Consider the following 13,471-nt stretch of genomic DNA (forward strand, 5'->3'; position numbering starts at 1 on the left):
GTGCATGAATTCCCGCATGGGATTGACCAGTGGCGATTCCGACAGATGGGTCCGCGGTGCGGGCCAGGAGACCATTGTTCATGGACGCCATCGTAAAGAATTTTCCGCAGACGAACCGCGACTCGGATCGCCCCTCCCAGCAGGAGGCGGAGGAAGCCGTTCGCGTTCTGCTGCGCTGGGCCGGTGACGACCCGACACGCGAAGGTCTGCTCGAAACGCCGGCCCGCGTCGTCAAATCGTACCGCGAGCTTTTTTCCGGTTACGACATGGCGGCGGAAGACGTGCTCGGCCGCACCTTCGAGGAGGTCGCCGGTTACGACGACATGGTCCTCGTCAAGGATATTCCGTTCTACTCGCATTGCGAACACCACATGGTACCGATCATCGGCAAGGCCCACGTTGCCTACATGCCGGACGGACGTGTGCTCGGCCTGTCGAAGATTGCCCGTGTCGTCGAGATCTATGGCCGCCGCCTGCAGACCCAGGAAACGATGACCGCGCAGATCGCCCGGGCCATCGACGATACGCTGAATCCGCGCGGCGTCGCCGTGTTGATCGAGGCCGAACATATGTGCATGGCGATGCGCGGCGTTCAGAAGCAGGGCTCGACCACGTTGACGACGACGTTTACGGGAACGTTCAAGACCGAGCCGGCCGATCAGGCCCGTTTCATGACCATGGTGCGGAGCCGCTGATACCGGCTCCCTCAGGAGGGCCGCGATGAGTCAACTGATCTTCAATCAACCATCCGAGGACAAGTCGGCGTTGGAAGACGCCGGCGATTTCACGCCGCGCTTCGACGACCGTGGCCTGATCACCGCGATCGTCACCGACGCCGGCGATGGCGAGCTGCTGATGGTGGCGCACATGAATGCTCAGGCGCTGGCGCTGACCATCCAGACCGGCACGGCGCACTATTTCAGCCGTTCGCGCGGTAAGCTCTGGAAGAAGGGCGAGACCTCCGGCAATCTCCAGACGGTGAAGGAAATCCGCACCGATTGCGATCAGGATGCCATCTGGCTGAAGGTCGAGGTCGCCGGCCACGACGCCACCTGTCACACCGGCCGCCGCTCCTGCTTCTACCGGACGATCACGCTTCGAGACGGAAAGCCGATGCTTGATATCGTTGACGACGAGCGCCAATTCGATCCCGCGGACGTTTATGGAAAATAGGCCGTACTCCCGGGCATTTGCCCCTTATTGCGCCAACAACCGTCTCTATATACCATTTGGAAACTGATCGGGCAGACTATCGGGAACCAAGTGTTGGGAGGGGAAAACGCCATGCTGAGCTGGAGTTTGCATCGTCAAAGCTCTGAAGGCGAAGGTGCCGGGTCCGGCATGTCGACCACACTCGAGACAATCCCGCCTCCCACGCCCCTGAAGAAAATCAAGATCGCGCTGGCGCTCGGTGGCGGCGCTGCCCGCGGCTGGGCCCATATCGGCGTGCTGCGCGCCCTCGACGAGGCAAAGGTCGAAATCGGCATGATTGCCGGCACCTCTATCGGCGCGCTGGTCGGCGGCTGCTATCTCGCCGGAAAACTCGATGAACTCGAAAGCTTCGCGCGCTCGCTGACGATGCGCCGCATCGCAAGTCTCCTCGATCTCACCATCGGCGGCAGCGGCCTGTTCGGCGGCATGCGGCTGACCAAGCGCATGCAGGAACATCTCGAAGGCCTGAACGTCGAGGATCTCGACCGGCCGTTCGTCGCTGTCGCTGCCGAGGTCAATACCGGCCATGAGGTCTGGATCGCCAATGGTTCGCTGATCACGGCGCTGCGCGCCTCCTATGCCCTGCCCGGCATTTTCGAGCCGGTGCGCAGCAATCACCGCACCCTGGTCGACGGCGCGCTGGTCAATCCCGTCCCCGTCTCCGTCTGCCGCGCCTATGAGCAGCCGCTCGTCGTCGCCGTCAATCTCAATTACGATCTCTACGGCCGCTCGGCCGTCGTCCGGCACAATGCCAGCCTGTCGGCCCAGGAAGTGCAGAAACAGGAAGAAGCGCCTTATGCGCGCCTCGGCATGACGGGCGTCATGGTGCAGGCCTTCAACATCATCCAGGACAGGATCGCCCGCGCCCGCCTTGCCGGCGACCCGCCGGATATTTCGCTGCAACCGCGTCTCAGCTATATCGGCCTGTCCGAATTTCACCGGGCTGGCGAGGCGATCGAACGCGGCTACGAGGAAGCCAGAGCCCGGCTCCCCGAGATCAAGCGCATGCAGGAAGTCTACGCAAGCAACCCCTGATGCACGTCGTCCAAAAGCGCGTGACGGTTTTTGGGCCGACGACATTGGTCAAGCGAGGCAAGCGAAAACCTCAGCCGGCGATATAGGCCTTGATTTCCTCGGCCTCACGCTCGACTTCGGCGATACGCGATTTCACCACGTCGCCGATCGAGATGATGCCGGCAAGCTTGCCGTTGCTTTCCACCGGCACGTGACGGAAACGTCGGCTGGTCATCAGCTCCATCAGCTCGTTGACGGTCGTCTCCTCATGGCAGCGGTAGACCTTCGCGGTCATCACCTGGGCCAGCGACTGGTCGAGGCCTTCCTTGCCGTGTTTGGCGATCGCATGCACGAGATCGCGCTCGGTGAACATCCCCGAAATCCGGTTCTCCATGCCGACGACGACGATGGCGCCGATCTTCTTCTTGCTGAGGATGGCGGCCGCCTCGGCGACGGTGGTGCTCGGCGCGGCAGTGATGACGTCTCTGCCCTTCAGGTCGAGGATTGCTTTGACTGAACTGGTCATTCGAACCTCCTATGTCCGTGAAACACTTGTCACAGGCATCCGCGGCGGTTTCTCCCCCCATCGCGGATAGGTAGATCGTGCACTGCCCGGCTCAGGATTGCAACATATCCTTCTCGGTCCCGTCAGGTTCCATCGCCGGCGGGCGCGGCGCCCGGTCGAACAGCGAAAACAGCAGGAAGCCGAAGACGAAGCCGCCGATATGCGCGTCCCAGGCAATCGCCTGGTCGCTGTCGCCGACGAGCGGGATGCCGACGGCAATCAGCGCGTTGCCGACCAGCCAGAGCAGCATGAAGATGATGACGGTACGGTTCTTCAGCGCCTCGACGATCGAAAGCCGGGGATTGAGATGCGCCGGCAGCATCGGCCGCCGTTCGGCTGGAAAGGCGAATCGACAAGCGGCGCCCATCAGCCCGGAAATGACGCCCGACGCGCCGATCAGCAGTGACACGTCCCCCCAGTTCAGCACCGCGTGCAGGGCGGCCGACGCGACGGCGGAAAAAACCCAGAAGAGCACGTAACGCAGCGTCCCGATGCGGCGCACGACCGGCGCCCCGAAGGCCATCAGCCAGAAGGCGTTAAAGAGGATATGCTGGAGGCTGCCATGCAGCAGCGAATAGGTGACGGGCGTCCAAAACAGCTCCAGCCCCTGCTGCGACAGCGGAATCACATAACGAGCGGGAACGAAGCCGAAGGTGAAAAACAGCCAGTTCATCGCATCGTCGGACAGCAGGAGCTCCTGCACCGCATAGATGATGGCCAGCAGGCAAAGGCTGAAGAACAGCGCCGGCGGAAGGTTGAAGACCGGTTCGCGCGGTGGCCGTGCCGGCGGCTGGACCTCGGGAGGTTCGGGCGCCTTATGCGGCTCGGCCGTCTGCTCATTCATCTGTGTTTTGCCTCGTTGAGGCCACAGCCATACAGGACCGACTGTCAAAAAAAAAGCCGTCCGAAGGGTCGGACGGCGTACCGGGAGCTCCAGGAAAAGACCTCGGCCCGGGCAGGTTGTGCTGAACTTCGAAAGTCGAAGCGATGGCAGGACAGTGTCACGACAGGTACCGCATCTCAACCGAAACCATCTCTTAACCTTAACCGCCGTGATTTGGCATGAAATCCGCAAGGTAGAGTCTGTAAGGGCAATGACTGCCCGAAAATGCTCCGGAATGGGACAGGTTGGTGTGAAATGCGTGTGCAAACGACCATCGAAATTTTTGACTACTGGAACCGTATCCGCGGCGCTGCCGATGCGCCGCTGAAATCACAGGTCGAACCCTCCGCCGTCCCCCACCTGCTCCAGAGTCTGTTCATTCTTGAAAGGCGCGAAGGCGGAGACATCGGTTTCCGGCTCGCCGGCACCCGCATCTGCGACCTCTTTGGGCGTGACCTGCGCGGCGAACGTTTTTCGTCTCTCTGGGCAAACGGTCAGCTCGCGGACATCGAACGCACGGCAATGGGCGTCATGGACCATGCCATGCCGGCCCTGTTCAACGCCACCGGCTACAGCACCGTCGGTCATCAGGCCTCCTTCGAGATTATCATGATGCCGCTGCGTTCGCCGGACGGCGCCTGCGACCGGCTGCTCGGCGCGATTGCGCCGGCAGCGGCCGCGAGCTGGCTGGAGATCGTACCGCTCGAATTCCTGGCGCTCGACCGCAGCCGCCTGCTGCCCGGAAAATTCGACAAGACAGCACCGGCCGAACCGCGCCCCATCAACAGGATCGTCGCTGGCAAAAGCATCCATTTCGGGCAGGTCATGCGCCGCATGGTGTCGCAGCTGCTCAGCGTGGAGGCTCGCTGACGGTCCCGTTTTGGGACATCGCGAATACTCGTTTTCCGCTATGTCGGGACTTGGCGAGACAACCTTCTGTTAATGGATTGTGGGTAAAGATCAGTTTCTGCGATTTTCATGAAGAAGCCCTTTGATGCACTCGTTCCAGCCAGCTCAGACGCAACGACCTGCGCCGCGCCCTGAACAGGGCGTATTCCAGCGCGTGCCCATCAATATGCAGGGCCGGCTGATGCTTGCGAACTACGAGGAATTCGAGTGCATGGTGATCGACATGTCGCCTGGCGATATGTACGTCACCTGCCTCGGCCGGCCGCGCGCCAACGAACGCGTCGTCGCCTATATCGACCATCTCGGCCGCGTCGAAGGTTATGTCCAGACGATCGATGGCCGCGGCTTCACAATGTCGATCAACGCCACCGACCGGAAGCGCGAGAAGCTCGCCGCCCAGCTCACCTGGCTTGCCAACAAGCATGAACTCGGCCTGCCGGAAGATCGGCGCCACGACCGTCTGACGCCACGCGACACGAAGACCGATCTCACGCTCGAGGACGGTACGCGATATTCCTGCCGCATCATGGACCTTTCGCTGTCGGGCGCCGCCGTCGACGTCGAGATGCGCCCTTCGATCGGCACGGCCGTGCGCCTCGGCAACATGCGTGGTCGCGTCGTGCGCCACTTCGTCGAAGGCGTGGCGATCGAATTCCTGTCGATCCAGTCCCGCGAGACGCTGCGCGAATTCCTTTAACAGCTGCGGAAAATGGCGCTGCCCTCCGGCGCGCACCCGGTCAGGTCGCGTTGAAAAGCCTGCACTTCACGGCAGGAGATTTGCAAGCGGCAACGAATCTGGCTTTGGAAAGCAAGCGCGAAACCTGTCGCAAGTCGTTCCATCCAGTCGGTAGATAACATTATGAGTGGAACAAGCTGCGACACCGATCGGCACGCAATAAGGTTGCGCAAAATTGTGCAGTGGCGTCCGAGAGCGATTCGCCCTCGCCCGTCTTCCCTTTGTCAGCGATATGACGGATAACGCCGCCTCGATCTCAGGTGCGTCCATGTCAGCTCTTTATCCCGAAATCGAACCCTATGATCACGGTCTGCTCGATACGGGCGACGGCAATCTGATCTATTGGGAGGCCTGCGGCAATCCGGCGGGCCGGCCGGCGCTGGTGCTGCATGGCGGGCCTGGCTCTGGCTGCTCGACCGCGGCGCGGCGCTATTTCGATCCCGAGGCCTACCGAATCATTCTGTTCGATCAGCGCAATTGCGGCCGCAGCCTGCCGAGTGCTGCCGATCCTAAAACCGATCTCTCCGTCAACACCACCTGGCATCTGGTTGCCGATATCGAGCGGCTGCGGGCCTATCTCAGCATCGACAGCTGGATCCTTTTCGGCAATTCCTGGGGTTCGACGCTGGCGTTGGCCTATGCCGAAACCCATCCGGAGCGCGTCGCGGCGATCGTCTTGTCAGGCGTGACCACCACCCGGCGTTCGGAAATCGACTGGCTCTATCGCGGCATGGCGCCGCTCTTTCCGGAAGAATGGAACCGTTTCCGCCAGGCGGTTCCTCCCGGCAGCCAAGGACGAGACGAGGACATGGTCGCCGCCTATCATCGTCTCCTTAACGATCCGGACCCGGAGACGCGCTTCAAGGCGGCGCGTGACTGGCATGATTGGGAGGCGGCCTCGATTCTGCTTGCCGATCCCCAAGGCCGGCCGCGCCGCTGGGCCGATCCGGCCTATATGCTGACGCGCGCCCGCATCATCACCCATTACTTCAGCAATGGCGCCTGGCTGGAGGACGGCCAGCTTTTGAAGAACGCCGCTCGGCTCATCGGCATTCCCGGTATCCTGCTGCAGGGAAGGCTCGACATCGAGGCGCCGCTGGTCACCGCTTGGGAACTCGCCCGCGCCTGGCCGCAAAGCGAGCTCACCATCCTTCCGCATGCTGCCCATTCCACCGCAAATCCCGATATGAGCGCAGCGATTGTGACTGCCACCGATCGATTTCGCGATTTTCCTCGAAAATAATTTTCCCGCCCACATTGGCAACCCGAGCGATATTCTGCTTTTGACCCGGCCGGATCGGCCCATTCCGGCGGCATCGCCGGCCGGCCGCACGTCGCCGCAGGCCGCCGGCTGGCCGCTGGAATTTATCCGGCTCAACGAAAATCCTTAACATCCGGGCGGCAACGCAACCTTTTCACGGGCGAAAGCCTTGTTGCGTCGATTACAATTTTAATCGATTTCGCGACAAATCCGCGTCAAATTTTATGCGCATTCGAATCTGTTTTTAGTCAGGTTTTATCGGCATTTGAATCAACTAAGCCTTTAATTCTATTGCGTAATTTTGCGTGAGATAAAAACGTCTGTGCCATTGTCACCTCAACTTACGGGGAGACGGCAATGACAACTGCGAACATCCTGAAAGGCGGCCTTCTGGCCGGTGCCATCATGATGGCAATGGTGGGTTCGGGACAGGCGATGCCCGCCAGCATGGCCCTGGCAGGCAACGCCAGCCCGCCGATCGGACACTACGAATTCTGCAAGGCGAATCCGACGGAATGTGTCGAAGTCGGCGGCGATGCCGGACCGGCCATTCTCACCGAGGATCGCTGGAAGGAAATTCTCAAGGTCAACTACACGGTCAATTCGACGATCCAGCCGATGACGGATGAGCAGATCTACGGCGTCGAGGAGCGCTGGGCCTATCCACGCACCGTCGGCGATTGCGAGGATTACGCCCTGCTGAAGCGCAAGATGCTGATCGACGACGGTTTCTCGCCGTCCGACACACTGATCACCGTCGTGCTGCAGCCGAATGGCGAAGGCCATGCCGTGCTGACGGTCCGCACCGATCACGGCGACTTCATTCTCGACAACATGCGCAACAAGGTGCTGCTGTGGTCGGATACCGAATATACCTATCTGAAGCGCCAGTCAGCCGACGATCCGGCCCGCTGGTCAAAGCTTCAGGACGGTCGCGCTGTCGCGGTCGGTAGCGTCAAGTAAGAACAGCCTGCCGGCCGGCCAATGCCGGTTGCAGCCTGCGGCCCGGTCAGTCCCCGCATCCCGTCCCCGACCGGTGCCCAAGAGCCGTTCCCGCTGTCCCGGGAACGGCTCGCCCCTTTTCAGGGCTTAGCCCACCAACATCTTAGCGAATTATTAACCCTGCCGATCCGATCATGGCGATGAGATTCATCATCGGCACCGGCGGCTCATGTTCTTCCTGCGGCGGACCGAAACCCGAAGAACCGCCATGAGCCATGCCGCGCACAGCGCACCCGACGAGCAGCCACTACTTTCCATGGGGTTTCTCCTCCGCACGATGGCGGTGATCGCCGTTCTGGCGGTATTGACTGTTGCCATCAGCATCGGCGGCCGTTGGTTCGGCCGGCATATCTCGCTTGCCGGTAACACCGACAGCACGGCTGAAATCAAGCTGGCCATCGGCCGCGACACCGTCAAATTCCCCGAGAACACTATCCGCTTCCCGAGTCAAAGGCGTGAAGGCGCTGCCGAGCGCGTCGATCTCTATCTCGCCTGGCCGGACATGCAGGGTTACGGCAAGGAAAACCATCTTCGATTCGACGATATCGCTCAATCCTCCGGCCTGATCTTCCTGCAGATCACCCAGAGCACCATGTCGCGCGACATGTCCGGGCGGCTGGAGCCGATCTATTCGCATCTGCTCGAAGGACCTGCGGAGCCCTTCCGCGACGGACTGACGCTGCACCGTCTTCGCGCCGATGCGGGTTACGGTGACGAGGTGCTGCTGACGGCGCCCGTCAAGGGCGGGCCGGATTACGTCGTGCGCTGCATATTGCCGTCAGCCCCGGATAAGGCTGCGGGCGGAGATTGTCAGCGCGATATCAAAGTCGGCAGGGATCTCAGCGTTCTCTACCGCTTCTCAAGCAGCCATCTCGACGATTGGGAACATATTGATGCCGCTATCCGCACCTTTGTAGACGCGCGTCTTATGAACCGTTCTGCGACAAGTCCCTAAAATGCTCCCCGGACGGCGAAATAAACGATTCATCATAAACGGATTGGTAACGCCCAACCGGTAATTTTAGAAGACGAGCTGTGCGGCGGGAGGTGTGCGGTTCCTGCCAAATTCTGAAGTGCCAAATATCTGAAATGCAAGCGAAGAGTGGAATAGTGTCAAGGTCAGTCTCCTCCGTATCATCGTCCCGATCCGGCAATTTTTTCGCAAGGCTGCTGGCGATCCTTTCGGTAGCCGTCACGATCGTCATGGTCGATTCGGTGAATGCCGACGCGGAAGCGGCAAATCCGAAATATGCAGGCATCGTCGTCGACGCCAAGACCGGCAACGTTCTCTACAGTGAGAACGCCGACCGGCTGCAATACCCTGCCTCCCTGACCAAGATGATGACCCTCTACATGACCTTCGAGGCATTAGAGCAGGGTCGCATCCGCCTCGATACGCCGGTTCCCTTCTCCGCTCATGCGGCGGCCCAGGCGCCGACCAAGCTCGGCGTGCGCGCCGGCGGTACGATCACCGTCGAACAAGGTATTCTCGGTCTCGTCACCCTGTCGGCCAATGATGCCGCAACGGCGCTCGGCGAAATGCTGGGCGGCGGCAGCGAGGATCGCTTCGCCCAGCTGATGACCGCCAAGGCGCATGCGCTCGGCATGACGCGCACCACCTATCGCAATGCCAACGGTCTGCCGAATACGGCGCAGATGACGACGGCGCGCGACCAAGCCCGCCTCGGTATCGCCCTTCGCCAGCATTTTCCGCAATATTACGGCTATTTCTCCACCCGCGCCTTCAAGTTCGGCAGCCGCACGATCCGCAGCCACAACCGCCTCGTCGGTTCAGTGCGCGGTGTCGACGGCATCAAGACCGGCTACACGCGGGCTGCCGGTTTCAATCTGGTAAGCTCGGTGCAGGTCGACGGCAAGTCGATCGTCGGCGTCGTGATGGGTGGCGCCTCGACGCCCGCCCGCGATGCCCAGATGCGCAATCTGATCGCCAGCTACCTGCCGAAGGCATCGAGCCGTGGCGGATCGTCGGCGCTGATCGCCCAGGCAGCCCCTGCCCCGGCGATGATCGTGACGCCGGCCCCGGTCCAGCCCAAAAAGGCTCAGCAAATGGCGAAGACCATCACAGCAGCGCAGCCGACGGTTTCGGCAGCCGCTGCCGATCTCAGCCTGCCGCACAAAGGCCCGCTGCCGGATGCGCGCTACCAGGTCGCCGAGACCGAGGTCGCCTATGCCGAGACCGCTGCGCCGAAATCCGACAATCCGCTGGTAGCACAGCCGATGCCGGCGCCGACCAAGGTCAAGACCATGACCTTCAAGGCAGCGGTCGCCGCACCAAAGCCGACGCCCGCATCTATGCCGACGGAACAGGGCGATACGTCGGTCGATAACGTCACGACGGCCTCGACCACTCCCTCCCCGACTCGTGCTGCTGCAACTAGCAACGGTCCGACCGGCTGGGTAGTGCAAGTCGGGGTCTCGCCGAGCCGGCAGATGGCCATGGACCTCCTGGAGGGCGCCAAGAACAAGGGCGGCAAGGCATTGGCCTCGGCAAAGCCTTTCGCGGTCGCCTACGCCGCTGGTGGTGACCAGCTTTACCGCGCCCGCTTCGGCGGCTTCGACGATCAGCGCGACGCCGTCAACGCCTGCAAGGCCTTGAAGAAGGCCGGCATCAAGTGCTGGGCGGCTGCCCAATGAGCTATTCGATGCTGCCTGCAAGATGGCCGGCGGCATCGGTGACGGCCGGAATCGGTGTTTGCGTTTCCGGCCACCGTTCTTGAACTCGATCAGTATTGCGTACGGGGAAAACAATGGCGATCAATGAGAATTTTCCAGGAGTGCCAGCCGACCGCCGCATGGCGGCTAAAGGGCGCTCATCCCTCCATCCGCTGCACGAGGCGGCCTTGCGCCTTGCCGAGATAGGCCTGCAGCGACCGAAGGCGAAGTCTCCGAAGACCCGGGATCTCATCAATCTGCTGCTGTGCCATGGCGCGCGCGCCTGGCGTTACTCCCAGCCCGAAGCCCGCATCCATCTGCATGTGACCTCGCCGGATGGCAGCGCGCCGGTGCAGCTGCGGCTGCGCTGAACTGCGGAGTGCCGCGTGCTCAATCGGACGCGGCGTCACGCCCAATCCACGCATGAACCTTTCCGGAAATCAGCTCCGATTTTCGGTAAACGTCCGGTACAGCAGCTTTTGAGATTTGGCCCATCAACAGGATGGACGAATTATTGTCTTGGAATAGGAAAAGATCACCAACCTCTTTTGCTGGCGGAGGCATGCTCAAGTAAATGTTCATCCGCGACGCCAACGCCGATGATACCGCTGCAATGTTGCGGCTGCTTCGTCAAATGGCCGCTTGCTCCAGTGATGCTGAGCATGGGCCTGGCAGCAGTGATGAACAACTGTTTGGCGTCATTGAAAACTGCAAGACGTTTGTGCTCGGAAAGAATGATCAGTTAATCGGCATCAATGCCGTCCGAATAGTGGACTTGTCCGAACATCCTCGATCCCGCTACCGAAAGATGGCCTTCATAATGGCACTCGGCGTTGAAGAAATCGAACGTCGTCGTGGTTATGGGGCGGCGCTCTTCGACCACATGCGGAAATGGTTATCTGAAGAAGAGGTCGATCTAATCAGCCTTAACGTGTCGGCTTCGAACGAAGCGGCGCAGGCATTTTATCGAAGAATGGGCTTGGCCGCCCGATCCGTTCAGATGGATCAATCCCTGAAACGCTGATCAGCACATCACCGGACGTTTACGACTTTCGGGGATTAGAGCAGACCAAGGTCGGTCAGCTCGCGGCGGAGATCCGCGGGCATTTCGACAATGCCGGCGCCAAGGCTTGTCAGGTCGCGCGGCACGTCGTCCTCAGTGTAATAACGCCAGCCTTGGAAGGGACGCTTCGGCTGCACGGCCGTCTCGATAACCTCCGGGCCGAGCATCAGGCGGCAGCGCGAAATCCCCTCGCCGTCGGTGAAGGTCTCGATATCGAGCAGCTTCTGCCTCGCCTGCACCTGCCCCTTGATCACCCAGTAGAGCGAGCCGCCGTCAAGCAGCTCCTCCATACGCTTCGGCGCCATGCGCGTCGTATGAACCGAATGCGGCTCAAGCCCGGCGGCGATGGCGCGCAGCGAGCGTTCCGCCACCCATTCGCGCAGATCGTCTATCGAGTCGGCGCCGACACAGAGTTTGATGAGATGCAATGCCATGCTGCCGTTGAAATCCTTTTGGCAGCGAGCGTCAAGCGCCAAGCATGCAGCGTCCACAAACTCAGCATTCGACGACGTTGACGGCCAGACCTCCGGTCGAGGTTTCCTTATATTTCTCACTCATGTCATGTCCGGTCTGGCGCATCGTCTCGATACAGGCATCGAGCGGCACGAAATGCTGGCCGTCGCCCTTGATGGCGAGCGAGGCGGCCGTGACGGCTTTGACGGCGCCGAGCGCGTTGCGCTCAATGCAGGGGACCTGCACCAGGCCAGCGATCGGATCGCAGGTCATGCCGAGGTGGTGTTCGAGTGCGATTTCGGCGGCGTTCTCGATCTGCTCCGGCGTGCCGCCCATGACGGCGGCAAGGCCCGCGGCCGCCATCGCCGCCGCCGACCCCACCTCGCCCTGACAGCCGACCTCGGCGCCCGAGATCGAGGCATTGTGCTTGATGATGCCGCCGATGGCGGCAGCCGTCAGCAAATAGTCGCGGATGCCGTTCTGGTCCCAGTCCTCGTGGAAATGCTCGTAATAGCGGATCGTCGCCGGGATGACGCCGGCAGCACCATTGGTCGGCGCCGTGACGACGCGCCCGCCGGCTGCATTCTCCTCGTTGACGGCCATCGCATAGACGCTCAGCCAGTCGTTGGCGAGCAGCGGGTTGATGCGGTTGCTGCGCCACTCCTCCTCCAGCTTGTCGTGAATCCTGCGCGCGCGGCGCTTGACGTTGAGACCGCCCGGCATGATGCCCTCGACCTTGAGGCCGCGCTCGATGCAGGAGCGCATTGCCTCCCAGATGCGGTCAAGCCCCTGGTCGAGCTCCTCCTGGCTGCGCTGGCTCTCCTCGTTCGCCCGCTTCATCTGAGCGATCGACAACCCCGAGCGCTCCGCCATCTCGAGCATCTGCTTGGCGGTGGAGAAGGGATAGGGCACACGCGTACCGCCGGGCGCGTTCTTCTTCGCCCGCATCTGCTCCAGCTCGGTGTCGGTGACGACGAAGCCGCCGCCGACCGAATAATAGATGCGCTTGACGAGAAGCCGGCCATCCCTGTCATAGGCGGAAAAGACCATGCCGTTGGCGTGGCCGGGCAGCGGCTGTTTCTTGTCGAAGATCAGGTCGGTCTTCGGCTGGAACTGATAGGCGGGATGGCCCTCCGGCGTGATGCGGCCGCTGCGCTCCACCGTGTCGACGATGCCGTCCATTCTGTCGGGATCGACGCTGTCGGGCGCTTCGCCCATCAGCCCGAGAATGACAGCCCTGCCCGTGCCGTGGCCGATCCCGGTATGGGCGAGCGAGCCGTGCAGGCTGACCTTGATGGCTGTGACCTGCGCGCCCGATGACGGACGCGGCCATTCGTTCGAGAGGATCAGCTTGAGAAACCGGTTGGCCGCCGACATCGGACCCATCGTGTGTGAGCTCGACGGCCCGACACCGATCTTGAAGACATCGAATACCGAGAGAAACATGGGTGCGCCTTCTGAATACGAGGATGCAAGCTTAAGCGAGGTCGGTTTCGAATCCGTGCAGCACACCGACATCGCATGGAGCCGGTGCGACATTCCGGCTGCACACTGGAGCGCCGCGTGTCCAATAGGACGCGCAGGCACTTTGAGTGTGCGCATAATCCTTCCCGAAAATCGAATCCGATTTTCGGGGTCATGCGCAAACCAAGTCGTCCGCCTTGCCACTCATTGCCGCATTCAATGAAGCCTATGCGGCG

Annotated in this window: 15 protein-coding genes; 11 read left to right on the forward strand and 4 right to left on the reverse strand. The window is 61.5% G+C overall.

Annotated features, from left to right (window positions below):
• Positions 1–80 precede the first annotated feature (80 nt).
• The 3 genes from folE to A6U98_RS03910 all read left to right on the forward strand — a co-directional run bounded on the left by folE (position 81) and on the right by A6U98_RS03910 (position 2,247).
• Positions 81–695 carry a GTP cyclohydrolase I FolE gene (gene folE, locus A6U98_RS03900; RefSeq protein WP_017960561.1) on the forward strand — a complete coding sequence of 205 codons (615 nt, stop codon included), beginning with the start codon at positions 81–83 and terminating at the stop codon, positions 693–695.
• 25 nt (positions 696–720) lie between these two features.
• Entirely contained in the window at positions 721–1,173 is a 453-nt protein-coding gene (hisI, locus tag A6U98_RS03905) for a phosphoribosyl-AMP cyclohydrolase (RefSeq protein WP_012757552.1), read from the forward strand.
• Between the two features lie 111 nt (positions 1,174–1,284).
• On the forward strand, positions 1,285–2,247 hold the full coding sequence (locus A6U98_RS03910) for a patatin-like phospholipase family protein (RefSeq protein WP_064648160.1): 963 nt from the start codon (positions 1,285–1,287) through the stop codon (positions 2,245–2,247).
• A 70-nt stretch (positions 2,248–2,317) separates the two neighbouring features.
• Here the strand turns inward: A6U98_RS03910 and A6U98_RS03915 are convergent, their stop codons facing one another.
• A complete protein-coding gene (locus A6U98_RS03915; RefSeq protein ID WP_064648161.1) occupies positions 2,318–2,752 on the reverse strand; it encodes a CBS domain-containing protein in 435 nt (144 codons plus the stop codon).
• Between the two features lie 91 nt (positions 2,753–2,843).
• The gene (locus A6U98_RS03920) at positions 2,844–3,635 is read right to left on the reverse strand and encodes a rhomboid family intramembrane serine protease (RefSeq protein ID WP_064648162.1); all 792 of its coding nucleotides are present in this window, start codon (positions 3,633–3,635) and stop codon (positions 2,844–2,846) included.
• 264 nt (positions 3,636–3,899) lie between these two features.
• Here A6U98_RS03920 and A6U98_RS03925 point away from each other — a divergent pair, with 264 nt between their 5' ends.
• The 8 genes from A6U98_RS03925 (at position 3,900) to A6U98_RS03960 (ending at position 11,279) form a co-directional block, all read left to right on the forward strand.
• The gene (locus tag A6U98_RS03925) at positions 3,900–4,544 is read left to right on the forward strand and encodes a PAS domain-containing protein (RefSeq protein ID WP_082933838.1); all 645 of its coding nucleotides are present in this window, start codon (positions 3,900–3,902) and stop codon (positions 4,542–4,544) included.
• A gap of 124 nt (positions 4,545–4,668) precedes the next feature.
• Positions 4,669–5,280: a PilZ domain-containing protein gene (locus A6U98_RS03930; protein ID WP_017988419.1), complete on the forward strand. Its 612-nt coding sequence runs from the start codon at positions 4,669–4,671 to the stop codon at positions 5,278–5,280.
• Between the two features lie 307 nt (positions 5,281–5,587).
• Positions 5,588–6,562, forward strand: coding sequence for a prolyl aminopeptidase (gene pip / locus A6U98_RS03935; RefSeq protein WP_064648164.1), 975 nt, complete (start codon positions 5,588–5,590; stop codon positions 6,560–6,562).
• Positions 6,563–6,937: 375 nt separating this feature from the next.
• Entirely contained in the window at positions 6,938–7,543 is a 606-nt protein-coding gene (locus tag A6U98_RS03940) for a transglutaminase-like cysteine peptidase (protein WP_064648165.1), read from the forward strand.
• A gap of 208 nt (positions 7,544–7,751) precedes the next feature.
• Positions 7,752–8,537 (forward strand): hypothetical protein, encoded by a 786-nt coding sequence (locus tag A6U98_RS03945; protein WP_064648166.1) that lies wholly within the window; start codon positions 7,752–7,754, stop codon positions 8,535–8,537.
• Positions 8,538–8,671: 134 nt separating this feature from the next.
• The gene (locus A6U98_RS03950) at positions 8,672–10,237 is read left to right on the forward strand and encodes a serine hydrolase (protein ID WP_064648167.1); all 1,566 of its coding nucleotides are present in this window, start codon (positions 8,672–8,674) and stop codon (positions 10,235–10,237) included.
• Between the two features lie 113 nt (positions 10,238–10,350).
• Positions 10,351–10,626 (forward strand): hypothetical protein, encoded by a 276-nt coding sequence (locus A6U98_RS03955; protein WP_003559631.1) that lies wholly within the window; start codon positions 10,351–10,353, stop codon positions 10,624–10,626.
• 203 nt (positions 10,627–10,829) lie between these two features.
• Positions 10,830–11,279, forward strand: a complete 450-nt coding sequence (locus A6U98_RS03960; protein WP_064648168.1) for a GNAT family N-acetyltransferase — start codon at positions 10,830–10,832, stop codon at positions 11,277–11,279.
• A 35-nt stretch (positions 11,280–11,314) separates the two neighbouring features.
• On the opposite strand, the gene A6U98_RS03965 is transcribed toward A6U98_RS03960, so the two are convergent.
• A complete protein-coding gene (locus tag A6U98_RS03965) occupies positions 11,315–11,752 on the reverse strand; it encodes a DUF1489 family protein (RefSeq protein WP_064648306.1) in 438 nt (145 codons plus the stop codon).
• 61 nt (positions 11,753–11,813) lie between these two features.
• Positions 11,814–13,217: an L-serine ammonia-lyase gene (locus A6U98_RS03970; protein ID WP_064648169.1), complete on the reverse strand. Its 1,404-nt coding sequence runs from the start codon at positions 13,215–13,217 to the stop codon at positions 11,814–11,816.
• Between the last annotated feature and the right edge of the window lie 254 nt (positions 13,218–13,471).

The sequence above is a fragment of the Rhizobium sp. WYCCWR10014 genome (assembly GCF_001657485.1).
Lineage (GTDB): Bacteria > Pseudomonadota > Alphaproteobacteria > Rhizobiales > Rhizobiaceae > Rhizobium.

Coding starts and splice junctions, on each gene's coding strand:
- folE (WP_017960561.1), top strand. CDS start 81: ATGGACGCCATCGTAAAGAATTTTCCGCAGACGAACCGCGACTCGGAT.
- hisI (WP_012757552.1), top strand. CDS start 721: ATGAGTCAACTGATCTTCAATCAACCATCCGAGGACAAGTCGGCGTTG.
- A6U98_RS03910 (WP_064648160.1), top strand. CDS start 1,285: ATGCTGAGCTGGAGTTTGCATCGTCAAAGCTCTGAAGGCGAAGGTGCC.
- A6U98_RS03915 (WP_064648161.1), bottom strand. CDS start 2,752: ATGACCAGTTCAGTCAAAGCAATCCTCGACCTGAAGGGCAGAGACGTC.
- A6U98_RS03920 (WP_064648162.1), bottom strand. CDS start 3,635: ATGAATGAGCAGACGGCCGAGCCGCATAAGGCGCCCGAACCTCCCGAG.
- A6U98_RS03925 (WP_082933838.1), top strand. CDS start 3,900: ATGCTCCGGAATGGGACAGGTTGGTGTGAAATGCGTGTGCAAACGACC.
- A6U98_RS03930 (WP_017988419.1), top strand. CDS start 4,669: ATGCACTCGTTCCAGCCAGCTCAGACGCAACGACCTGCGCCGCGCCCT.
- pip (WP_064648164.1), top strand. CDS start 5,588: ATGTCAGCTCTTTATCCCGAAATCGAACCCTATGATCACGGTCTGCTC.
- A6U98_RS03940 (WP_064648165.1), top strand. CDS start 6,938: ATGACAACTGCGAACATCCTGAAAGGCGGCCTTCTGGCCGGTGCCATC.
- A6U98_RS03945 (WP_064648166.1), top strand. CDS start 7,752: ATGTTCTTCCTGCGGCGGACCGAAACCCGAAGAACCGCCATGAGCCAT.
- A6U98_RS03950 (WP_064648167.1), top strand. CDS start 8,672: ATGCAAGCGAAGAGTGGAATAGTGTCAAGGTCAGTCTCCTCCGTATCA.
- A6U98_RS03955 (WP_003559631.1), top strand. CDS start 10,351: ATGGCGATCAATGAGAATTTTCCAGGAGTGCCAGCCGACCGCCGCATG.
- A6U98_RS03960 (WP_064648168.1), top strand. CDS start 10,830: ATGTTCATCCGCGACGCCAACGCCGATGATACCGCTGCAATGTTGCGG.
- A6U98_RS03965 (WP_064648306.1), bottom strand. CDS start 11,752: ATGGCATTGCATCTCATCAAACTCTGTGTCGGCGCCGACTCGATAGAC.
- A6U98_RS03970 (WP_064648169.1), bottom strand. CDS start 13,217: ATGTTTCTCTCGGTATTCGATGTCTTCAAGATCGGTGTCGGGCCGTCG.